Source organism: Chromohalobacter beijerinckii (assembly GCF_023061185.1).
Lineage (GTDB): Bacteria > Pseudomonadota > Gammaproteobacteria > Pseudomonadales > Halomonadaceae > Chromohalobacter > Chromohalobacter beijerinckii.
In genome coordinates this window covers 37,331-58,375 of record NZ_JAKGAK010000020.1, presented here as the reverse complement: position 1 = coordinate 58,375, position 21,045 = coordinate 37,331, and the positions used below count along the sequence as shown (strand labels likewise).

General features: G+C 61.5%; 19 protein-coding genes. 7 read left to right on the top strand and 12 right to left on the bottom strand.

All coding sequences use genetic code 11. The annotated features are described in order from the left end of the window. Window positions 1-206, top strand: a 206-nt coding sequence (locus L1075_RS13535) for an HPP family protein (protein WP_246942305.1), incomplete at its 5' end; no start/stop codon positions are given. Between the two features lie 120 nt (window positions 207-326). On the opposite strand, the gene L1075_RS13530 is transcribed toward L1075_RS13535, so the two are convergent. From L1075_RS13530 to leuS, 4 genes are read right to left on the bottom strand one after another with little or no spacing between them, the layout of a single operon-like run. Next, window positions 327-803: a DUF488 domain-containing protein gene (locus L1075_RS13530; RefSeq protein WP_246942303.1), complete on the bottom strand. Its 477-nt coding sequence runs from the start codon at window positions 801-803 to the stop codon at window positions 327-329. Between the two features lie 60 nt (window positions 804-863). Further along, window positions 864-1,922 carry a DNA polymerase III subunit delta gene (holA, locus tag L1075_RS13525; RefSeq protein ID WP_040242016.1) on the bottom strand — a complete coding sequence of 353 codons (1,059 nt, stop codon included), beginning with the start codon at window positions 1,920-1,922 and terminating at the stop codon, window positions 864-866. Further along, window positions 1,919-2,413: an LPS-assembly lipoprotein LptE gene (locus L1075_RS13520; RefSeq protein WP_246942301.1), complete on the bottom strand. Its 495-nt coding sequence runs from the start codon at window positions 2,411-2,413 to the stop codon at window positions 1,919-1,921. Before L1075_RS13520 ends, holA begins: the two co-directional genes overlap by 4 nt. A gap of 56 nt (window positions 2,414-2,469) precedes the next feature. Continuing rightward, window positions 2,470-5,040 carry a leucine--tRNA ligase gene (leuS, locus tag L1075_RS13515; RefSeq protein WP_246942299.1) on the bottom strand — a complete coding sequence of 857 codons (2,571 nt, stop codon included), beginning with the start codon at window positions 5,038-5,040 and terminating at the stop codon, window positions 2,470-2,472. Window positions 5,041-5,219: 179 nt separating this feature from the next. Between leuS and L1075_RS13510 the strand changes: the two genes are divergently transcribed. The 4 genes from L1075_RS13510 to L1075_RS13495 all read left to right on the top strand — a co-directional run bounded on the left by L1075_RS13510 (window position 5,220) and on the right by L1075_RS13495 (window position 9,944). Beyond that, on the top strand, window positions 5,220-5,729 hold the full coding sequence (locus L1075_RS13510) for a zinc ribbon-containing protein (RefSeq protein ID WP_246942297.1): 510 nt from the start codon (window positions 5,220-5,222) through the stop codon (window positions 5,727-5,729). A gap of 230 nt (window positions 5,730-5,959) precedes the next feature. Continuing rightward, the gene (gene betC, locus L1075_RS13505) at window positions 5,960-7,474 is read left to right on the top strand and encodes a choline-sulfatase (RefSeq protein WP_246942295.1); all 1,515 of its coding nucleotides are present in this window, start codon (window positions 5,960-5,962) and stop codon (window positions 7,472-7,474) included. Window positions 7,475-7,695: 221 nt separating this feature from the next. Next, window positions 7,696-8,859 (top strand): zinc-binding dehydrogenase, encoded by a 1,164-nt coding sequence (locus L1075_RS13500; protein ID WP_246942293.1) that lies wholly within the window; start codon window positions 7,696-7,698, stop codon window positions 8,857-8,859. Beyond that, complete coding sequence (locus L1075_RS13495; RefSeq protein WP_075368818.1) at window positions 8,856-9,944, top strand: proline racemase family protein; 1,089 nt, start codon at window positions 8,856-8,858, stop codon at window positions 9,942-9,944. Before L1075_RS13500 ends, L1075_RS13495 begins: the two co-directional genes overlap by 4 nt. A 69-nt stretch (window positions 9,945-10,013) precedes the next feature. Here the strand turns inward: L1075_RS13495 and lnt are convergent, their stop codons facing one another. The 5 genes from lnt to miaB form a co-directional block, all read right to left on the bottom strand. Beyond that, window positions 10,014-11,483 carry an apolipoprotein N-acyltransferase gene (lnt, locus tag L1075_RS13490; RefSeq protein ID WP_052444970.1) on the bottom strand — a complete coding sequence of 490 codons (1,470 nt, stop codon included), beginning with the start codon at window positions 11,481-11,483 and terminating at the stop codon, window positions 10,014-10,016. Window positions 11,484-11,558: 75 nt separating this feature from the next. Further along, entirely contained in the window at window positions 11,559-12,452 is an 894-nt protein-coding gene (locus L1075_RS13485; protein WP_075368817.1) for a CorC family transporter, read from the bottom strand. 108 nt (window positions 12,453-12,560) lie between these two features. Further along, complete coding sequence (gene ybeY, locus L1075_RS13480) at window positions 12,561-13,022, bottom strand: rRNA maturation RNase YbeY (RefSeq protein ID WP_246942292.1); 462 nt, start codon at window positions 13,020-13,022, stop codon at window positions 12,561-12,563. Then, window positions 13,019-14,098 (bottom strand): PhoH family protein, encoded by a 1,080-nt coding sequence (locus tag L1075_RS13475; RefSeq protein WP_075368830.1) that lies wholly within the window; start codon window positions 14,096-14,098, stop codon window positions 13,019-13,021. The genes ybeY and L1075_RS13475 overlap by 4 nt, the downstream gene beginning before the upstream one ends. A 117-nt stretch (window positions 14,099-14,215) precedes the next feature. After that, window positions 14,216-15,571: a tRNA (N6-isopentenyl adenosine(37)-C2)-methylthiotransferase MiaB gene (miaB, locus tag L1075_RS13470; RefSeq protein WP_075368815.1), complete on the bottom strand. Its 1,356-nt coding sequence runs from the start codon at window positions 15,569-15,571 to the stop codon at window positions 14,216-14,218. Between the two features lie 502 nt (window positions 15,572-16,073). On the opposite strand from miaB, the gene L1075_RS13465 reads away from it, so the two are divergent. Together L1075_RS13465 and tmpT are read left to right on the top strand one after the other, a co-directional pair. Beyond that, window positions 16,074-16,691: a TIGR04211 family SH3 domain-containing protein gene (locus L1075_RS13465; protein ID WP_246895353.1), complete on the top strand. Its 618-nt coding sequence runs from the start codon at window positions 16,074-16,076 to the stop codon at window positions 16,689-16,691. 57 nt (window positions 16,692-16,748) lie between these two features. Further along, a complete protein-coding gene (gene tmpT / locus L1075_RS13460) occupies window positions 16,749-17,390 on the top strand; it encodes a thiopurine S-methyltransferase (RefSeq protein ID WP_075368813.1) in 642 nt (213 codons plus the stop codon). Between the two features lie 24 nt (window positions 17,391-17,414). On the opposite strand, the gene L1075_RS13455 is transcribed toward tmpT, so the two are convergent. The 3 genes from L1075_RS13455 to ggt all read right to left on the bottom strand — a co-directional run bounded on the left by L1075_RS13455 (window position 17,415) and on the right by ggt (window position 21,013). Beyond that, complete coding sequence (locus L1075_RS13455) at window positions 17,415-18,026, bottom strand: YajG family lipoprotein (protein ID WP_246895352.1); 612 nt, start codon at window positions 18,024-18,026, stop codon at window positions 17,415-17,417. A 68-nt stretch (window positions 18,027-18,094) separates the two neighbouring features. Next, window positions 18,095-19,249, bottom strand: coding sequence for an MFS transporter (locus L1075_RS13450; RefSeq protein WP_246942290.1), 1,155 nt, complete (start codon window positions 19,247-19,249; stop codon window positions 18,095-18,097). Window positions 19,250-19,282: 33 nt separating this feature from the next. After that, entirely contained in the window at window positions 19,283-21,013 is a 1,731-nt protein-coding gene (gene ggt / locus L1075_RS13445; protein WP_246942288.1) for a gamma-glutamyltransferase, read from the bottom strand. Between the last annotated feature and the right edge of the window lie 32 nt (window positions 21,014-21,045).

The window sequence follows — 21,045 nt, the reverse complement described above, 5'->3', positions numbered from 1 at the left end:
TAGGTGCGGCAATCGCGCTCATGCAGACGCTTAGAGTGGTACATCCTCCAGCTGGTGCTAACCCTCTGGTGGTAATGATGGCTGGCGTACATAACTGGGAATTTTTGATCACGCCGGTACTCGCAGGGTCGGTAGTCCTCGTGGTAATCGCTTTGTTCATTAACAATGTCGGCCGTGACAAGGAGTGGCCCCACTATTGGGTATAAGGTAGTAAATGTTAGTCCAGGGTTGGAAGGGCCTGGTCAGCTTATGCTCGATGCCATAGCGCCAGTATTGCCCGCTGCGGGCGACCTGGAGTCGCGCCGCCGCGGGTCCTCGGAGAACGGTCAGTCGCGGGAGTTCGGTGTCTCCGACGAGGCGTTGTCGTGGGTGTCGGGTGGCGTGACCTGATCGGCGTAGCAGGGCGATGAGGCGGGCGTGCGGTCGTCCGCTTCACGATCGTCGGTTTCCAATGCCTTGAGCAGCATGTCGCGCAAATACGGAAGGTGCGAGCGCTGCGGTTCCCGGGAAGCGGTCAGCAAGGTAAGCGTGCCTTCGCGCGCCCAGCGCATGAGCGGCAGCAAGACGTCAGGATCATCCTCGACTTCCCAGCGGTAGCGGTGACCGAATACGGCGTCATTGAGTTCTCCCTGGTGCCAGGCTCGGCGCAAGGCGTTGGAGGGCGAGGCGTCGCGGTACCAGTCGGTCAGTTGCAGCGACTCGCGGCGTTTGCCGCGTGGCCATAGGCGGTCGACGAGAACGCGTGCACCATCGCTTTCTTCGGCGGCCTGATAGATACGTTTGAGTGCGATCGTATACGACATTCCAGCTCTCCTTGGCCAGATACGTGCCTTTCGCCAGATGCAATCTAAGCCGATATCGATCTAGGCGATACGATAGGAATACGCCATCTCGGCCAAAGGGCCGCGCCCGCCGGCCAGAGTGAGCGACAGGTCGTGAAGCCCTTCCCAGACGGGTAACGCTGCGGCGCCCTTGATGGCCAAGTCCAAGCGCTGTGCAAACAATAATAGCTTGTGTAGTCGCTTGAGCGGCATCCGCTTCAAGGCCTGCTGGTAAAGCGGACGCCGCTTGTCGGGAATCGGTGGACGCTGTGCCTTGCAGGCGTGATCGAGGCTTTGCCCCTGATCGAGATGCTGCGCCAGCGACAGAAAAATGCGCAACTCACGCGTCAATGCCCACAGCACCACCGGCGCCTCGATGCCTTCGCCGCGCAACCCACTGACGATGCGCGAGACGCGCACGCGGTCGCCGCGCAGGCAGGCGTCGATCAGCGTGAAGACATCATAACGTGCGTTGTCCTCCACGCCGCCGGCAATGGCCTGAGTGTCGAGCCGCGCGTTGGCGGGGTAGAGCAAGGCGAGCTTTTGCAGCTCCTGATCGGCGGCCAGCAGGTTGCCTTCGGTGCGCTCGCCGAGCAGGCGCGCCGCATCCATGTCCAGTGACAGCCCATGGCGCGACGCACGATCGCGCACCCAGAAATGCAGGCGCTGGTGATCCACCGGCCACACCGGGACGAATACACCGATCTTATCCAGTGCCTTGAACCAGGCGCTGGACTGCGCGCGCCGGTCGAGACGCGCGCTGCTGATCAGGAGAATATCGTCGCTGTCCTTGGCCTGGCGCGCGTAGGCATCGAGGGCCTTGGCGCCTTCTTGTCCTGGCGACTGGCCGCCCAGGCGCAGCTCGATGAGCTTGCTCGAGGCGAACAGCGACATGCTGGCTGCTGACTCCGTGAGCCGTCCCCACTGAAAGCCGTTTTCCACGTGCAGCACCTCACGCTCCTCGACGCCGCGCTGGCGGGCCGCGGCGCGGATGGCGTCGCATGCTTCCATGTGGATCAACGGCTCGTCGCCGGCGACGATGTAGACCGGTTGGAGGCGCTTGCCGAGCGCCTCGTCGAGCTTGTCGGGAAAGACCTTCATGGTATCTCTAGGGCGCGCAGGCGGTCGACGAGTTGACGTGCCGCTTCCTGACGCAATGAGTCGAGCGCTTCGTCACGCAGTTCGTCCTGCGCCAGCAGGTTGTTGTTGTCGACGCTCAGCGTGGTGCTGGCCTCGAGGGTCTGCTGGTCGAGCAGGTAGGCGTTGTCTTCGCTGCGCTGTACCGAGAACGGCACGCTGAGGGTCAGGCGGCGTTCCTGATTTCCGCTGGCCCCTTGGGTCAGGCGTGTCTCGCGGACTTGCTCCTCGCTCAGGTTGACGCGTAGCGGGGCGTTGTCCTCAAGCGTGGTGCCGGTGCCTTGCAGCGCTTGTTCCACGGCGTCTTCGAAGCGTCCGTCGGGGGAGGACAGCGTCAGCGCGGGAATGTCGAGCGCGGCAGCGTCGAGTCCGCGCAGTTGAAAACCGCACCCGGCGAGCAGTGTCGTCAGGGTCAGTAGGAGCAGAGATCGGATGATGAGCGAGCGGCGCTTCACGCAGGCCTCCTTGCGAGCTTGGGCCCGCTCCTCGAGGAGCGGGCGTATGGGCCGAGTCAGTTGGCGACGATATTGACCAGCTTGCCGGGCACGACGATGACCTTGCGCACGGTCTTGCCCTCGGTATGGCGACGTACGTTCTCCGCCTCCAGCGCCTGAGCCTCGACGGCGGCTTTGTCGGCCGCCGCCGGGACTTCGAGGCGTGCCCGCAACTTGCCGTTGACCTGCACGGCGAGTTCGACGCTGTCCTTGACCATGGCCGCTTCGTCGGCGACTGGCCAGTCGGCGTCGATGACCGGTGTCTCATGCCCCAGGGCTTGCCATAGCGCATGGCAGGCGTGCGGCACGATAGGCGCCAGGATCAGCACGCAGGCTTCCAGCGCTTCGCGCGTGACCGCCAGGCCTTGTGGCGAAGCATCTTCGAAGCGGCCGATGGCGTTGACCAGCTCCATGACCGCGGCGATAGCGGTGTTGAAGGTGGTCCGGCGGCCGATGTCGTCGCTGGCCTTGGCGATGGTCTCGTGGGTTTTGCGGCGCAACGTCTTCTGTTCGTCGTTGAGCGCGTCGATATCCAGCGTGGCGGGCGTGCCGGCATCGAGGTGATCGGCGACGAGCTTCCAGAGCCGCTTCAAGAAGCGGTGCGCGCCCTCGACGCCGGAGTCCGACCATTCCAGTGACTGCTCCGGCGGCGCGGCGAACATCATGAACAGGCGCACGGTGTCGGCACCGAAGCGGTCGATCATCGCCTGCGGGTCGACGCCGTTGTTCTTGGACTTGGACATCTTCTCGATGCCGCCCATTTCCACCGGTTGGCCATCCTCACGCAGCACGGCGCTGACGGGGCGGCTCTTGTCGTCACGCTTGACGTCGACATCGGCGGGATTGAACCAGTCTTTGCTGCCATCGGCGTTTTGGCGATAGAAGGTTTCGGCGATGACCATGCCCTGGGTGAGCAGGCGCTGGAAGGGCTCGTCGCTCTCGACCAGGCCGAAGTCGCGCATCAATTTGTGGAAGAAGCGTGCGTAGAGCAGGTGCAGAATCGCATGCTCGATCCCGCCGATGTAGAGATCCACCGGCAGCCAGTAGTTGGCACGTTCGTCGAGCATTGCCTCCATGTTGTCGGCACTGGCGAAGCGCGCGTAGTACCAGGAGGATTCCATGAAGGTGTCGAAGGTGTCGGTCTCGCGTGTCCAGCCCTCGCCGAGGTCATAGAAGTCCGGCATCTTCTTGAGTGGCGAGCCGGAGGCATCGACCTCGACTTCCATCGGCAAGGCGACCGGCAGTTCATCGTCGGTCAGCGGCACGGTCTGGCCTTCGGGCCCGTATTTGACCGGGATTGGCGCGCCCCAGTAACGCTGACGCGCTACGCCCCAGTCACGCAGACGGAAGTTGGTCTTCCGCGTTCCTTGTCCGTTGGTTTCTAGCTTGGCGGCAATAGCGTCGAAGGCTGCTTCGAAGTCGAGCCCGTCATATTCGCCGGAGTTGATCAGCGGACCATGCTCGGCATGTGCGCCTTGGGACAAATCCGGCGCGTTACCCTCGGCATCGGCGATCACCGGTTCGATGGCGATGTCGTATTTGGTGGCGAATTCCCAGTCGCGCTGATCATGGGCGGGAACCGCCATGACCGCGCCGGTGCCGTATTCCATGAGTACGAAGTTGGCCACGAAGATCGGCACTTCACGGCCGGTCAGCGGATGGATCGCCTTGTAGCCGGTATCCATGCCTTTCTTTTCCATGGTCGCAAGCTCGGCTTCGGAATTGCCGCCGTGTTGGCACTCGACCAGGAAATCGGCCAACGCTGGATTGTCGGCAGCCGCCTGCTTGGCCAGCGGATGGCCGGCGGCCAGCGCCATGTAGGTGGCGCCATAAAGCGTATCGGGACGCGTGGTGTACACCACGAGCGGGTCGGCCTGGCCGGCGACATCGAAGGTCAGCTCGACGCCGGTGGACTTGCCGATCCAGTTGCGCTGCATGGTCTTGACCTGTTCGGGCCAGTCGACCTCGTCCAGATCGGCGAGCAGTTCCTCGGCGTAGTCGGTGATCTTGAGGAACCACAGCGGGATTTCCTTGCGCTCGACCGGCGCGCCGCTGCGCCAGCCGCAGCCTTCGATGACTTGCTCGTTGGCGAGCACCGTCTGATCCACCGGATCCCAGTTGACGGTCGACATCTTCTTGTACACCAGGCCTTGTTCGACCAGCTTGGTGAAGAACCACTGTTCCCAGCGGTAGTAGTCGACATCGCAGGTGGCGAATTCACGGTTCCAGTCGTAGGCGAAGCCCAACGCCTTGAGCTGACGGCGCATGGCGTCGATGTTGTCGTACGTCCACGCACCAGGCGGGACCCGGTTCTTGATCGCGGCGTTTTCGGCGGGCATGCCGAAGGCATCCCAGCCCATGGGCTGAAGGACGTTCTTGCCCTGCATACGTTGAAAACGCGAGACCACATCACCGATGGTGTAGTTGCGCACGTGCCCCATGTGCAATTTGCCGCTGGGGTAGGGGAACATCGACAGGCAGTAGAATTTCTCCCGGGTCGCGTCCTCGACGGCCTTGAAGCACTGGTTGGTTTCCCAGAAGGTCTGGGCGGCGGATTCGGTTGCGTGCGGCGTGTACTGTGCGTCCATCGGTTTGATCTGGCACCTTGCGTTAGGCTTGGCTTGAAGCGGATAACGCCCGGCCTCGCGATGTGGTAGAACGGAGCTGGGCGGGACGTTGTCCGTGTGTTACGACAGGCCGTCAGGATACCCCAGTCATGCGCCTACAGGTAGGGGCATGGCGACGACGACAGATCAGGAGAAGCGTTATGAGCGAACGTCACGATCAAGAGCATCGCCTGAGCCGCGCCTATGAGCGGGTTCTCGAGCGTCTCGAAAAAGGCGCCGGCGATCTTTCCTGGGAGTCGTTGCAGCGCGAAATGGACGACGCCATCGAGTTCGAAGCGGAGTTCGAGACCTATACCAAGGACGAATTGGCCTTGCTGCGTGCCTGGATCGAGCGCGACATGCGCGATTTGCGGGGATTCCTGGCTCGGGGTGGCGAAGGCATCGCCACCTGGTTGGGAATCGATCTAGGCACCATTTCGCGGCGCGTCACCGAGGCGCTTTTTTCCATCGCCGACCGCACCACCGTCGATCAGGCGCGTTTCGAGGACGATCTCGAAGCGGCGCGCGCTGACTATGTCGAAGGCGAGATGGCCGTGCCCGGCCGCATGCGCTGCGTGCACTGCGACGCGGAAGTCGTGCTCGAGTCCATCACCCGGCTCGAACCCTGCCATCAGTGCGGGCATCGCTATTTCGCGCGGACTAGGGGGTAAGGCCGAAAAGGGGATAACAGGCGTAAGAGCAATGCGACGCCTTTTGACGCTTCATCAGAGTGGCTGGCATGAGTCTTCATGGCCAGCCCTCTTGGAGACTAATGTGAGTTGGGGCTAAGGGGGCAAATAAGTCTCTGGTCTGTCGGCTCTTGGCACGTCATTGTAAGGAGTTCGAAGGCGGTCTCATACGCTGCTTTCGACGCTAACAATACTCGCCAGGGAGGTTTCCCATGACACGACCCAACGTATTGGTCCTGATGGCCGACCAACTCAACGGCACGTTGTTCGAGAACGGTCCCGCCGATTTCCTGCATGCGCCCAACCTCAAGAAATTGGCCAAGCGTTCGGTCAACTTCAATAATGCCTATACGCCGAGCTATTTGTGTGCACCGGGACGGGCTGCCTTCATGTCGAGCCAGTTGCCGAGTCGCACCGGGGTATATGATAACGCCGCAGAATTCCCCTCCAGCGTGCCGACCTGGGCGCACCATCTACGCCGCGCCGGTTACTCCACCTGTCTGTCGGGCAAGATGCATTTCGTCGGCCCCGATCAGCTTCACGGTTTCGAGACGCGCTTGACCACCGACGTCTATCCCGCCGATTTCGGTTGGACACCGGACTACACCAAGCCAGGCGAGCGTATCGACTGGTGGTACCACAACCTGGGCTCGGTGACCGGGGCCGGCGTCGCCGAGATCTCCAATCAGATGGAGTACGATGACGAGGTCGCTTTCCACGCCGAGCAAAAGCTTTACGATCTTTCGCGCGGTCATGACGAGCGCCCCTGGGCGCTGTGTGTCAGCTTTACCCACCCGCACGATCCTTATGTGGCACGTCGTCAGTATTGGGACCTGTATAACGACTGCGAGTATCTCGAGCCACAGCAAGGGCCCGTGCCCTTCGATGATCTGGATCCGCATTCCCAACGGATCTTCGAGGCCAACGACTACACCAAGTTCGACATCCAGCCCCAGGACGTGCGCAACGCGCGTCAAGGCTATTTCGCCAATATCTCTTATATCGACGACAAGATCGGCGGCGTTCTAGACGTGCTTGAGCGCACACGCATGCTCGACAATACAATCATCGTGGTCTGTGCCGACCATGGTGACATGCTTGGCGAGAAGGGCCTGTGGTTCAAGATGAGTCCCTATGAAGGCTCGTCGCGCGTGCCGCTGATGCTTTCCGCGCCGGGGATTGAACCGTGCAATGTCGAGGATCCGGTGTCGATCATCGACGTCAACACCACCATCGCCGACCTCGTTGGGATCGACCTTTCCTCTATCGCTCCCTATACCGATGGCCAGTCGCTGCTGCCCTTGACCCGGGGCGAGAAACGCGATGCACCGGTGTACATGGAGTGCACCGCCGAGGCTAGCTATTCGCCGATCGTGACCATCCGCGAGGGCAAGTGGAAATTCAACCATTGCGAGATCGATCCACCACAGCTGTTCGACCTCGAAGCCGATCCGCTGGAGCAGCACAACCTGGCGGAAGATCCCGACTATGCCGACGTGTTGGCCGAGTACCAGGCCAAGGTGCACGAGCGCTGGGACATGCAAGCCTTCTATGCTGACGTGTGCGCCTCCCAGGCTCAGCGCCTGATCGTCTACGAAGCGCTGCGCAATGGCCACTACTACCCGTGGGACTACCAGCCACTACAAGACGCTTCCGAGCGTTACATGCGTAACCACATGGACTTGAACGAGGTCGAAGAAGCTCAGCGCTATCCCCGCGGTGAGTAAGACGATGGCAAAACACATCGTCTGAGCCAAATCGGCGAGCAGCATGCACGCCCGTGCCAGACTGGTACGGGCGTTTTTCTTCACGCGGGATGGTTTTCCCTATGCCGAGCGAGTGTCCGGTAATGGCACGCAAGTGCGATTGATCCTGCGTCCCCCTTTGGCATGGGAAAAAGTTTGATATCGTCACACCTCAAAGCAGCGACCACGATGAGGAGGCAGGTATGCGGAGCGAGGCGCTACCCGACACGATGGCGGCGATGCTGCTGACTGGGCATGGGGACATCGATAAACTGGAGTATCGGCAGGACGTTTCCGTCCCCAGGCCTGCCAAAGGTGAGGTTTTGGTGCAGGTGACCGCGACGGCGAAGAACAATACCGATCGCAAGGCACGAGAGGGGCTCTATCCGACCAAGGACAAAGGGGATACGACCTCGTTCCAGATCGGTGGTTCTCCGACGCTGACCTTTCCGCGCATCCAGGGTGCCGATGTCGCCGGGCACGTGGTGGCTGTCGGCGAGGAGGTGAGCGCTGAGCGCATTGGCCAGCGTGGACTTCTGGACTTCAATATCTACGCCGATGCGCGTCCCGACATCAATCTTACGCCTGACTATTACGGACACGGCGCCGATGGCGGCTATGCCGAATACATTGCCGTGCCCTCGGCACAGTTCCACACGGTGGAGAATTCCGAGCTGGCCGATGCCGAACTCGCGGCGATGGGCATGTGTTCTTATCAGACCGCGCTGCACATGCTGAATGCGGCCAACGTCAAAGCCGGGGAGCGTGTACTGGTGACAGGCGCCAGTGGCGGGGTAGGCACGTCCTTGATTCGGCTTTGTCGGATCATGGGGGCGATTCCTTACGCGCTGAGCCAACCGGACAAGGCTCAGGCGCTTCTAGACCTGGGGGCGGAAGCCGTGCTAGACCGCACGGACATGGAGGATTTCACCGAGAAGGTGAAATCCCTGACGCAGGGCGTGCCCATCGATGCGGTCATGGACCTGGTCGGGGGCGAGATGACCGATCGCTTCATCGATACCATGATCTTCGATATGACGCGCCGCGCCACCTATCCACGCCTGAGCATCGCCGGCGCCAGCGGCGGCAATCTCAGCGAGATCATGTGGACGCGTATCTATCTCTATCAGGTGCAGATATTCGGTGTTTCCCATGGCACGCGCGATGAGGCCGAGCAACTGGTGGCCTGGATTCGCTCGGGGCAACTGAAGCCGGTCTTGCACGCGGCGTTCAAACTTTCCGAGCTGCATGACGCTGAACGTTATTTCGTCAATCGCAACAGCAATTACTTGGGCAAAATCGTGATCGTCCCGGACTCGCAGTGGCAAGAACATGGCGCACCCTACGCGTTGAAGGAAGGCAAATGAGCGACAAACTAACGCTGCAATTGATCGACTTGCACGCTGGCGGTGATGTCAGCCGTATCGTGACCGGCGGCATCGACCCGCTGCCGGGGAACACGGTGCGCGAAAAGATGGAATATCTGCGCGAGGATGCCGATGGCCTGCGCCAGCTATTGCTCAGCGAGCCCTATGGCATTCCCGAGATGTCGGTGGACCTGCTGGTTCCCGCCAGCGATCCGGAAGCCGAGGTGGGCTACATCATCATGGAGGTGATGGGCTATCCCATCTATTCCGGATCTAACACCATCTGCACCGCCACGGCCGTGCTGGAAAGCGGTCTTGTGCCCAAGCGCGAGGGGTACCAGCGTTTTGTTCTGGAGTCCGCGGCCGGCCTGGTGCATATCGAGGCGCGCGTGGAGAACGGTGTGGTGGAAGGCATCACCTGCGAAGGGTTGCCCAGTTACATCGACACCTACCGGGCCAGCATCCATGTGCCCTCGATCGGGAATGTGACCTACAGCGTCGCCTATAGTGGTGGTTTCTATGCCCTGGTGGAAGCCGCTGAGCTGGGCTTCTCGCTCAATAGGGATGAGGAGACACGGCTGGCGGAGTGCGCCCATGCCATCGTCGAGGCGATCCAGGCCGAGCGCGGTTTTTCCCACTACACCCTGGGCGATGTGGGGCCGCTGCCGTTTCTGCATTTCATGGGCCCGGTCGAGCATGTCGCGGATGGCTTCTTCCGCTCACGCTCGACGACCTACGTGCATCCAGGCGTGATCTGCCGCAGCACGACCGGCACGGGAACCTCGGCGCGCTTGGCCCTCATGCATCATGAAGGCATTCTCCAGCCGGGAGACAAGCTGGAGACCGTGTCCCTGCGTGGTACGGGATTCATTGGCGAATTCACCGGCTCCCGGCAGGAAGGGGATCATCGGGTGGCCGAGAACACCATCACCGGCAAGGCCCATATGCTGGCTCGCTCGGACATCGTCATCAACTGCAACGACCCGCTAGTGGAGTGCGGCAGCCTGCACCATATCGTCACTAGCGGTCATCGCAAGGCCGAGGCGGCACTGACCGTCGAGGAAGAGGCGTCTTTGTCAGACTAGGAGCGCTTCCGCCCCGGGCACGACGCGGCGTGGAGACGCCTGCACGCCACGTCGTGTCATCGCCGTATGCTATCCGCGGCGCCGCCAACGCAGTCCGGGGATGAGTAGCAACAGGGCGAGCCCCCACGTCGGCCAGCTGCCGGTGCGAGTGAATAGGGTCATTCCCTGCATGGGCTGAACCTCGCCACTGATGCTGGCGGTCTCGAAGCGCGGGGCGCGTTCGGTGATATGGCCTTGGGCGTCGATGATGGCGGTGACGCCGTTGCTGGTGGCGCGGAGTACGTAGCGGCCGTTTTCGAGGGCGCGCAATTGGGCCATCTGCAAGTGCTGCAATGGGCCAATGGAGTCTCCAAACCAGGTGTCGTTGGACACGGTCAGCAGCACGTCGGCGCTGCGCGCACGCTGGGCGACCAAGTCCGCATAGATGATCTCGTAGCAGATCGCGCTTCCCAACCGCATACCCGCGGCTTGAATCGGTGCCTGATCGGAAGCGCCGGCGGTGAAGCTCGACATCGGCAGGTTGAAGAAGGCGATGATGCCGCGCAGCAATCCTTCCAACGGTAAATATTCACCGAACGGCACCAGGTGTTCCTTGCGATAGCTGCCTTGGCTGTCGCCCATCCCGATGACCGCATTGTAGTAATCGCCTTGATCGTCGCGCTGGACGATACCGGTCAGCAGCGCGGTATCGGCGGGCAGCGTTGCCTGGACGCGTTCCAGAACGGGGCGCGCTTGGGACGCAAACATCGGCAAGGCGGTCTCCGGCCAGACGATCAGGTCGGTGTCGTCGTTCTGGTCACGGGTTAGTTCGGCGTAGGTGTTGGCGGCCTTGCGCTGTCCCTCGGGGCTCCACTTCGAGAGCTGGGGGAGATTGCCTTGCAACAGGGCGACTTGCTTGGGGTCGCCGTGCGGGGAAGTCCACTGAGTGGGCAGCACCAGTGGTAGGCACCACATCGCGACGAGTGGCACCAGTGCCCACAGGCGGCGCTTCAGGAGCGCCACCAGCAAGGTGCCGCTGAGGGCGACGATCAACGACAGCAGGTAGACGCCGCCGATGGGCGCCCACGGCGCTAGCGGCGATTCGACATGGGCGCTGCCCAACAGTAGCCAGGGAAAGCCCGAGAATGCCCAGGTACGCAATGCCTCGCCGAGCACCCAGACGCCCGCGAAGGTGATCACGGACCATCGCGCACTCGTGAAACGCCGATAAACACCGAACACCACGCCATAAAACAGCGCCAGGGTGACTACGAAGAGCCCAGTCAGGAACACCGCCAGTGGCACACCGGTGTAGCCGTAGTCATGGATCGAGACATAGATCCACGACGTGCCGGCACCGAATAGGCCGACGCCATAGCTCCAGCCGCGCAGCGCCGCTTGGCCGGGCGTGAGGTCGTGCAGCCTGTAGAACACCAAGGCGACGGCGAAGGGGCCGACCCACCACCAGTCGAAGGGGGCGAAGGTAAGCGTCGTGAGCGCGCCGGCAACCAGCGCGACGAGGTATCCCATCCAGGGGCGATAGGCTCGGGAAGACAGCATGAGGCACTCCTTGTCGAAGGTGCCTCTTATAACAGAGCGGGGCGCCGTGGGCCATGGCATGTGCGCCCGATCGCTTTAATGCTTGTCGTCGTTCCCGGACTCTTCGGCATCATCCTCGGGGCAAGGCGAGACCTGCAACAGACGGATACGGCGGTTGTCGGCATTGAGCACGGTGAAGCGCCAGGTGCCCAGGTCGGCGTATTCGTTGCGTCGCGGCAGATGCCCGAAGCGCTGCATGACCAGACCGCCGACGGTATCGAATTCTTCGTCGGGAAATTCCGTGTCGAAGCGTTCGTTGAAGTCCTCGATGGGTGTCAGGGCGCGAATCGCATAGGTGCCGTCGCCCAAGTCGCGAATGTCGTCTTCTTCATCGATGTCGTGTTCGTCTTCGATGTCGCCGACGATCTGCTCGAGGATGTCTTCGATGGTCACGATGCCCGCCGTGCCACCGTATTCATCGACCACCACTGCCATGTGGTTATGGGTGTCGCGAAATTCCTTGAGCAGGCTGTTAAGGCGTTTCGACTCGGGAATGAACATCGCCGGGCGCAGGATATCGCGTAGTTGGAAACGTTGGCGCTCAGCGTCGCTGAGCTTGAGCAACGGCAGGAGATCCTTGACCAGTACGATGCCGAGTACCTCGTCGAGGTTCTCGTCGATGATCGGGTAACGAGAGTGCGCCGTCTCGAGGATGATCGGCAGGCAGTCCTCGGGACGCTGATCGACATGCAAGGCGGTTACCTGGGAGCGCGGGATCATCACCTCGCGCGTTTGTTGATCGCTGATCTGGAACGCGCCTTCGATGATGGTCAGCGCATCCTGGTCGAGGCGCAGTCGTGTACCGGCCTCACGCAGGAAGGTGAGCAACTCGTCTCGTGAACTCGGTTCATCGGAGTCGTTGGAAAAAGCGTTCAGCAGTTTATCCAGCCAGGATTTGCCACCCTGGCTGCTCGATCGGTCTTCGCTCATGCGATAGGTCTCTCGTTCCTCATGGACGATAACGCGGGGATGATAAAAGGACGTGCACGGCCATTGGCCGGGCATCGCGGGGCGTCGAGATGAGTGCCAGGCGGGGGTTCACTCGGCATAGGGGTCACCGATCTTGAAACCTGCCAGTAGCTCGCGCTCCAACGCTTCCATCTCTTCGGCTTCACGCTCATCTATATGATCGTAGCCAAGCAAATGCAAGGTGCCGTGGATCACCATATGGGTGTAGTGATGGGCCAGGTGCTTTTCCTGTGCGGCGGCTTCCGTGACGACGACGTCGTGGCAAATCGCCAAGTCGCCAAGCAATGGCAAGGACATGCCGGGCGGCGTTTCGAAAGGGAAGGAAAGCACATTGGTGGGCTTGTCCTTGCCGCGATAGTCGTGATTGAGGGTCTGGCTCTCTTCAGGGGAGATGAAGCGCACGGTCATTTCCATGCGTGCTTCATCGGGATGGCGAGCGAACACAGCGCCCACCCAGGCCTCGAGGTCAGCCTGAGTGGGAAGCGCGGTTGCCGTGTCAATGGCGACCTGACGGTCGATGTCGGGGGTCATGCGTCTGCCGGCTCGTCGTTATCGCGGCGCGCGTCGTCTTTCTCGCGCTTTGCCTGTGCACGCCGTTCTTGGCGGGCGCGTTCCTGCTCTTCCTCGGCGCTTTCGAAGGCATCGTAGGCTTCGATGATGCGCTGGACGAGGGGATGGCGGACCACATCCTTGGCGACGAAATGCGTGACCCCGATCCCTGCGGTGCCCTTGAGCACATCGAGAACTTGAATCAGCCCCGATTGATTGCCGCGCGGCAGGTCGACCTGGGTGATATCGCCGGTGATCACGGCGGTGGAGCCGAAGCCGATACGCGTCAGGAACATCTTCATTTGTTCGCGCGTGGTGTTCTGGCTCTCATCGAGAATGATGAAGGCATTGTTGAGCGTGCGCCCGCGCATGTAGGCCAGCGGGGCGATCTCGATCACTTGCCGTTCGATCAGCTTGTTGACCTGTTCGAAACCTAGCATCTCGTAGAGCGCGTCATAGAGCGGACGCAGGTAAGGGTCGATCTTCTGTGCCAGATCGCCGGGGAGGAAGCCCAGGCGCTCGCCGGCTTCCACCGCCGGGCGCACCAGAAGAATCCGCCGTACCTGTTGCTGGTTGAGCGCCTCGACCGCCGCCGCGACCGCCAGATAGGTCTTGCCGGTGCCCGCCGGGCCGACCCCGAAATTGATGTCGTGATCGTGAATGCTGGAGACGTAGGTCTGCTGATTGTGACCACGTGGCTTGATCAAGGCACGTGGCGTGCGGATGAGAACGCCGCCCTCGTCGAGCGCTTCCTCGTCTTCTTCCAGTGACTCGAGGCCGGATTCCTGCAGAAAAAGGTGCACAGTGTCGGGCGTCAGCTCGCTGGCTTCGGTCTCACGGTAGAGATGCTCGACGACATTGGCGGCCGCCTTGACGTGAGGGCCGGGGCCTGCGAGCTGAAAAGTGTTGCCGCGATTGCGCAGCGTCACTCCCAAACGAGTCTCGACGAGCTTGAGATGCTCGTCCTGCTGCCCGCATAGACTGGCCAGGCGCATGGGGTCGTTGGGTTCGAGTGTCAGCGTGAGAATGCGATGTGCCTGCGAAGTGTTCTGGCTCAACTCGAGGAGATCCATGGGTTGGAAGTGTGAATTCAGCTTAGCGCCCCGGACAATGCCGGGGCAATGATCTTGCGCAAGGATTCGTCGCGATAGTAGATAAAGACCGCTAGCAGCGCCTCAATAGCGAGCCGGGGAGGCCAGGTCGCCACGCAAGGAGTTGGGCAGCGCCTCGGTGATCTCGACATCGACGAAGTAACCGATGAGTTCGGTCGGGTTGGGCGCACGGAAGTTGACGACCCGGTTGTTCTCGGTACGACCGGAGAGCTGGCCGGGGTCCTTGGGCGAGAAGCCGGTGACCAGAATGCGCTCGGTGTTGCCGACCATGCGCCGCGAGATCTGCATGGTCTGCTGGTTGAGGCGTTCCTGCAGGATCGCCAGGCGCTGTTTCTTGGTCGCTTCCGGCGTTTCGTCTTCCAAGTTCGCCGCCGGCGTGCCCGGGCGCGGGGAATAGACGAAGCTGAACGAGGCGTCGTAACCGATGCGCTGGATCAGATCCATGGTGTTCATGAAGTCTTCTTCGGTCTCACCGGGGAAACCGATGATGAAATCCGAGGAGAAGCTGATGTCCGGACGCAGTGCGCGGATGCGCTCCAGCTTATCGACGTATTCCTCGACGGTATGGCCGCGCTTCATGGCCGCCAGGACACGATCCGAACCGGCCTGCACGGGCAGATGCAAGTGGCTGACCAGTTCTGGAATCTCGCCGTAGGCCTCGATCAGGCTGTCGGAAAATTCCACGGGATGCGAGGTGGTGAAGCGGATGCGGTCGATGCCTTCCACGGCGGCAACACAGCCGATCAGCTCGGCGAGGTCGATTTCATCGCCCAACTGGTTCTCGCCGCGGTAGGCGTTGACGTTCTGGCCCAGCAGATTGATCTCGCGCACGCCTTGATCGGCGAGGTGGATGACTTCCTCCATCACCGGCTCGAAGGGCCGCGAAACCTCTTCACCACGGGTGTAGGGCACCACGCAGAAGGTGCAGTACTTCGAGCAGCCTTCCATGATCGAGACGAACGCGGTGGCGCCGTCTGCCGTGGGCTTGGGCAGGTGGTCGAATTTCTCGATCTCGGGGAAGGTGACATCGACCATGGAGATGGTCTCTGCCGTCTCCGCGCCTTGGCGTGAGTCGAGCATGGTCGGCAGCCGGTGCATGGTCTGCGGTCCGAAGACCATGTCCACATGCGGCGCACGCTTCTGGATATTGTCGCCTTCCTGACTGGCCACGCAGCCCCCGACGCCGATCACGAGGTCGGGATTGGCGGCCTTGAGCTTCTTCCAGCGCCCGAGCTGGTGGAAGACCTTCTCCTGGGCCTTCTCACGGATCGAGCAGGTATTGAGCAGGATGACATCGGCCTCCCGCTCGTCGTCGGTCAGCTCGAGTGCATGCGATTCGCCGAGTAGATCCGCCATGCGTGCGGAGTCATACTCGTTCATCTGGCAGCCGTGGGTCTTGATGAAGAGTTTCTTCGCCATACCGATTCGGTCGGTGCGTCGAGCGCCCGACATATGTCCGTGATTGGGAGTGAGTAAAAGCGTGGCCTTGATGCGTGGCTCAGCCGCTTGTCCAGGATAAGAAGGCACATTATACGGATTGACGGCATCGTGGGCCAGCCTTGCGCCTGAGTCGAATCGTCCGCGATGATACCGAGGCTATGATACGCTAGCGTTGCTCGCATGAGGTGCCTCGTGAAGGTACGCTGCGGACAGTCAAGATCGACGCAGGAATGCGGAATTTTCGTTTTCGATGAGTTGGTTATCGCGCGACGATGAGTGGTTAAAATTTGCACGATTTGTCGCTATGACAGACATTGCGGTGGTCTCGCTGCCGTCAAGGTCCGGTTTTCCCAAGACTTATCCACAGAATGTGTGGATGGTCGCCCCCGAGTCGCGACAGGATGTCCTCTTGGCTGGGCGATACAACGCGTGGAGCAGTACGTACTCGTGAGCCGTTCGTCATTCATGAAGAAGCCACGTTATGTCTAGAATCAAACCTCTGATGCTGAGCTTGGTCCTCGGGGCCTGCGCTTTTAACGCTCATGCGCAAGACGATGGGCAGTACTGGGTCTCGGACAAGTTGCCGACCTATGTACGTAGCGGCCCCACCGAGGGCTACCGTATCGTCGGCACACTCGAGAGCGGCGATCCCGTGACGCTACTCGAGCGCCAGGGTGACTATAGCCGCGTCCGTGGTGACGATGGTGATGCCGTCTGGATTCCCAGCCGTTACCTGCAGGACTCGCCGAGTGCCAGCTCGCGCTTGCCCGAGTTGCAAGCGCGTGTGGATGAATTGACCTCGAAGCTCGACGGTATCAATGAAGAATGGGAACAGCGCGTGGAGGGCATGACCACGAAGCTGGACAATAGAGCCGAGCGTATCGAAGAGCTGGAATCGCGTAACGCCGAATTGGATAGCGCTTACAGTGACGCCGAAGAAACCACGCGCGAGCTCAAGGCGCGGCTCGATACGCAGGAACAGGATCTCTTGATGCGTTATTTCACCTACGGTGCTGCCGTGGCCGGGGCCGGCTTGCTGGTGGGCCTGATCGTGCCGCATCTCCCGCGTCGGCGTAAGCGCCGTAGTGGATGGTTTTAATGGCGTGTCGCAGACGTGTGAACGATGGAAGATGGACAAGAGAGGCGTTAACGACGTATGCCGACGGATGAGTGGTTGGAGCGCTGGGAGGAAGGCAGGATCGGGTTCCATCGGTCGGCGCCGCATGACGCTTTGATACGTCACTGGCCATCGCTCGGGGCTCAGCCTGGCGGCAAGGTGCTGGTGCCTCTGTGTGGCAAGAGCCTGGATATGCGCTGGCTGGCCGAGCAGGGGCATCCCGTGCTCGGCCTGGAACTCTCGTCGCTGGCCATCGAGCAGTTCATGGCTGAAAGCGAGGCGCCGATATCACGCTACACGCAGGAGGCTTTCTCGTGCTGTCGTCAGGGCAGTATCGAACTCTGGTGTGGCGATTTCTTTCATTTCCATACCGCGCAGGCCGAAGAGTTGTCGGCGTTCTATGATCGTGCGGCGCTGATCGCGTTGCCCGAGGCCACGCGGCAACGCTATGCCTTTCACTTGGCGCAATTATTGTTGCCCGGTGCGCGAGGCTTGCTGATCAGCTTGGTGGATACGCACTCGCCTGAGGGCGGTCCGCCGTATTCGGTGGCCGATGACGAAGTCGAGCGTTTGTTCGCGGCGAATTTCGAGCTGACTCACCTGGAAACACGGCCACCGGATGACACCGGCAAGCAGGAAAGCGTGTGGTCGCTGATGAGGCGTGGGCCGCGACTGGCATGACCCTCGTCGCGGCGCCGGCATGCGTCAGTCCTTGAGCTGGCGGGAAAGCTCGGGGTCGCTGAAGGCTCGCCGCAAAGCATTGCTCAGCAGGTCGCTGACCATGCGGTTGTTGGAGTCCCAGTCGGGCTTGATCGCGAAGCTCTGCTTGCGCTTGGCCGTATAGGTGCCGGTATATGTGCCGCCATCGTTGGCGACCTGGGCATGCAGCACTGCCTGTAGCTGCGCGGCGTCGAGTAGCGGTGCATCGGCTTCGACAGGGGCGTAACTGAGATCGGCAAGCGTCAACGTTAACGTCGCGTTGGCGCTACCGTCCTCGACGGGTGAGAAGCCCATGCGACGCAATGCCTGTTCCGCCTGCGTCTGTAGCTTGGGGATGACGTCATGCGCGGGGACGCGGATCGTCGATGTCGACGCGGGTGAGCCGGAGCGCGTGCCCAGCACATCGCTTCGGCGTCCGTCGACCACGCTCAGGGCAATTTCCTGTCCGTTCCCCGTGTGAGGAAGATCCGTCCCGATATCGGGCTTGACCTGAAGAATCTGAGGGCTCTGGGCGCAACCGATCATGAGTAGTGGCGTCATGAGTAGTGCGACGAGAGCGAACGCGGGACGTGTTCTGACCGTAATGAGCCGGCGCATGCGTATCGTGTGTCCTGAAATGAAAAGGAAAAAGATAGTTGAAGCTTGGCTGCGAGTATAGCGGTAGCTCAAGAGTGCGCGAAGCCCTTTTGGCGTGACCGCAGGACCCACAGGCCGATCAGTGGACCGGGCAACATCAGCCAGGCGACCCAAGGGCCTAGTGTCGACCAGGCGGGAAGCAGCCATGCCAAGGATGCCGCTGATACCGCATAGCCGATGGCATTTTGCAGGGTCAGGGCGCTGCCGACCAGCGACGCCGGACAGGCGCGTGCCGATAGCGCCGAGAAATGCGGCGAGTCGATGACCGCAAGTAGACTCCAAAGCGCCAGGAACAATGCCGCCCAGACCCCCGATACGCCGCTGAGCCAAGGGTACAATAGACAGCAGGCGGCCGAGCCGCTCAATCCCAACTGGGCGATGCGATGACTGCCTAGGTGCAGACTCAGCCAGCCACCCAGCCAGCACCCCGGTCCGCCGATGGCGATCAGCGCGAAACTACCGAGCGCCAGTTGTGTGGTCGTCAGGGTTGGCAGCGCCGTGGCCAGAAGAAGAGGTATCAGCGCCCATAGCGTATAAAGCTCCCACATGTGTCCGAAGTAGGCGCTGGCGGCGTGTCTGAATTCTTCGATTCTAAAGGCGCCGAGCCCTGCCCAACGCGGTGTCTCGCCGCTCGATTTGCGCAACTGAGGGGCCTCACCGAGATGCCAGATCATGATGCCCGCTATGAGGGCCAGCAGCGAGGCGCACCACAAGGCGCTGCGCCAATCTCCCCCCAGTGATAGCCCGGCCAGAAGATGCGGCGTCGCGGTCCCGATGACCAGCATGCCCACCAGCCACGCCAGCCCGAGCCCCGTACGTTGTGGCGCCCAGCCGACCATGAGCTTCATGCCTACCGGGTAGATGCCAGCCAGTGCCATGCCGGTGGCGAGGCGTAGTGCCACGGCTGGCCACAGGCCACCTGCCCAGGGAAGCAGGCCATTGCTTAGGGCGCCGATCAGGCAACAGGTGGCGAACAGGCGGCTTGCGTCGCGTCGGTCGGGAAGGCCGCTCAGGCCGATCATCAACGTGCCCAGGAGAAAGCCGACCTGGACGGCACCAGTGAGCCAACCCAGGTCATGAGCGGCGAGCGTCCATTCACGCTCCAGGTCGCCGATCACTGCATTGGGGGTGAACCACAATGCGGTGCCGAACAGCTCGGCCAGGGCGATCCATACGATGGGCATGGCGGCTCGCCTCCACCTAGCTCTACCTAGCACTCAAAGCCCTAATGCTGAAGACGTCGAGCGACGCGGGTCTGCTCCGCCGTAGAAGTGGCCGTTCTCGATCAGCACCGATTGCGCGGCTCCCATCGCGTCTTGCTGCGAAATCGTATGGCCCATGGATTCGAGCAGGCCGATAGTATCCGGGCTGATGCCTTCCTCGATGCGGATCTCGTCGGGCAGCCATTGATGGTGAATGCGCGGCACACTCACGGCGCTTTGCACGTTCATGTCATGATCGATGACATTCATGACGACTTGCAGCGTCGTGGTGATGATGCGTGATCCACCGGGGCTGCCGGTGATCAGGAAGTTCTTGCCATCTTTCTTGACGATGGTCGGCGTCATCGATGACAGCATGCGCTTTTCGGGCTCGATCTTGTTGGCTTCACCGCCGATCAGCCCGTAGGCATTGGGTGTGCCCGGTTTGGCGGAAAAGTCGTCCATTTCATTGTTGAGCAAGAAGCCTGCGCCATCGACGACGATGCCCGAGCCGTAGCTGAAGTTGATCGTATAGGTATTGGAAACGGCCAGGCCGTTATCGTCGGCGATCGAGAAGTGCGTGGTTTCGTTGGACTCATAAGGCAGCGGGTCACCCGCAGCGATGGCATCGCTGGGCGTGGCGCGCCCCAGGTCGATCTGTTCGCGCAGTTCGTCGGCATAGTCTTTGGAGGTGATGCCTTCGAGTGGTACATCGACGAAATCGGTATCGCCCAAATACTCGGCGCGGTCGGCATAAGCGCGCTTCATCGCCTCAGACATGACGTGGATGGTGCGAGCCGAGTTGAAGCCCATCTCGCCGATGTCGTAACCCTCGAGGATGTTGAGCATCTGTACGATATGCGCGCCACCGCTGGAAGGCGGGCTCATGGCATAGACGTCGTAGCCGCGATAGTTGCCATGTACGGAATCGCGAAGCGTGGGCCGGTAGGCAGCCAGATCCTCGGCGGTCATGAGGCCGTCGTGTTTTTCCATTTCGGCGGCGATGAGTTCGGCGGTTTTGCCCTCGTAGAACTCGCGCGGGCCGTGCTCGGCGATGCGCTTGAGCGTGGCGGCCAGGTCCGGCTGACGGAAACGTTCACCAGCGCGATATAGCGAGCCGTCCGGCTTGTAGAATACCTCGCGCGTCGAATCCCATTGTTTGAGCCGATCTTGAGACTGCTCGAGTCCTTCCGCGAAGCGCGGCGGTATCTCGAAGCCTTCCTCGGCGAGTCGAATGGCGGGTGCCAAGGCATCGGCGAGGCTGAGGGTGCCATATTTCTCCAGCGCTAGCGCCAGGCCGGCAACGGTGCCGGGCACGCCGGAGGCGTTGTGAGTGTAGCGGGAAAGCTCGGAGACGGCCTCGCCCTGTTCGTTCTGGAACATCGTTTCATAGGCCGCCGCTGGCGCCTTTTCACGATAATCGATGGCGATGACGTCACCACTTTCTTCATCGGAGATCAGCATGAAACCGCCGCCGCCGATGTTGCCGGAGCGGGGTTGTGTGACGGCCAGTGCGAACCCTGCGGTGACCGCCGCGTCGACGGCGTTGCCGCCGTCTTGCATGACGTCGCGGGCAATCTTCGAGGCCAGGTAATGGCTGGTGGCCGCCATGCCGTGTTGGCCTTCCTGGGGATGGAAGCGCTCGCCTTCGAGAATCGCTTGTTGAGCGATGGCGGGAAGCGACAGGGTAGTAAGTAATGCGCACAGTGCCAGACGTCGTCCATGGCGCAAGGTAAGTCGAATCATGCCAGGCCTCTCGAGAGTGGGGCGGCAATACG

Bases quoted from the DNA above. Each gene is read 5' to 3' on its own strand.
- leuS (WP_246942299.1), bottom strand. From the start codon at position 5,040: ATGGACGCACAGTACACGCCGCACGCAACCGAATCCGCCGCCCAGACC.
- L1075_RS13495 (WP_075368818.1), top strand. From the start codon at position 8,856: ATGAGCGACAAACTAACGCTGCAATTGATCGACTTGCACGCTGGCGGT.
- ybeY (WP_246942292.1), bottom strand. From the start codon at position 13,022: ATGACCCCCGACATCGACCGTCAGGTCGCCATTGACACGGCAACCGCG.
- L1075_RS13450 (WP_246942290.1), bottom strand. From the start codon at position 19,249: ATGCCCATCGTATGGATCGCCCTGGCCGAGCTGTTCGGCACCGCATTG.
- L1075_RS13500 (WP_246942293.1), top strand. From the start codon at position 7,696: ATGCGGAGCGAGGCGCTACCCGACACGATGGCGGCGATGCTGCTGACT.
- L1075_RS13485 (WP_075368817.1), bottom strand. From the start codon at position 12,452: ATGAGCGAAGACCGATCGAGCAGCCAGGGTGGCAAATCCTGGCTGGAT.
- ggt (WP_246942288.1), bottom strand. From the start codon at position 21,013: ATGATTCGACTTACCTTGCGCCATGGACGACGTCTGGCACTGTGCGCA.
- L1075_RS13455 (WP_246895352.1), bottom strand. From the start codon at position 18,026: ATGCGCCGGCTCATTACGGTCAGAACACGTCCCGCGTTCGCTCTCGTC.
- L1075_RS13510 (WP_246942297.1), top strand. From the start codon at position 5,220: ATGAGCGAACGTCACGATCAAGAGCATCGCCTGAGCCGCGCCTATGAG.
- lnt (WP_052444970.1), bottom strand. From the start codon at position 11,483: ATGCTGTCTTCCCGAGCCTATCGCCCCTGGATGGGATACCTCGTCGCG.
- miaB (WP_075368815.1), bottom strand. From the start codon at position 15,571: ATGGCGAAGAAACTCTTCATCAAGACCCACGGCTGCCAGATGAACGAG.
- L1075_RS13530 (WP_246942303.1), bottom strand. From the start codon at position 803: ATGTCGTATACGATCGCACTCAAACGTATCTATCAGGCCGCCGAAGAA.
- betC (WP_246942295.1), top strand. From the start codon at position 5,960: ATGACACGACCCAACGTATTGGTCCTGATGGCCGACCAACTCAACGGC.
- L1075_RS13465 (WP_246895353.1), top strand. From the start codon at position 16,074: ATGTCTAGAATCAAACCTCTGATGCTGAGCTTGGTCCTCGGGGCCTGC.
- tmpT (WP_075368813.1), top strand. From the start codon at position 16,749: ATGCCGACGGATGAGTGGTTGGAGCGCTGGGAGGAAGGCAGGATCGGG.
- holA (WP_040242016.1), bottom strand. From the start codon at position 1,922: ATGAAGGTCTTTCCCGACAAGCTCGACGAGGCGCTCGGCAAGCGCCTC.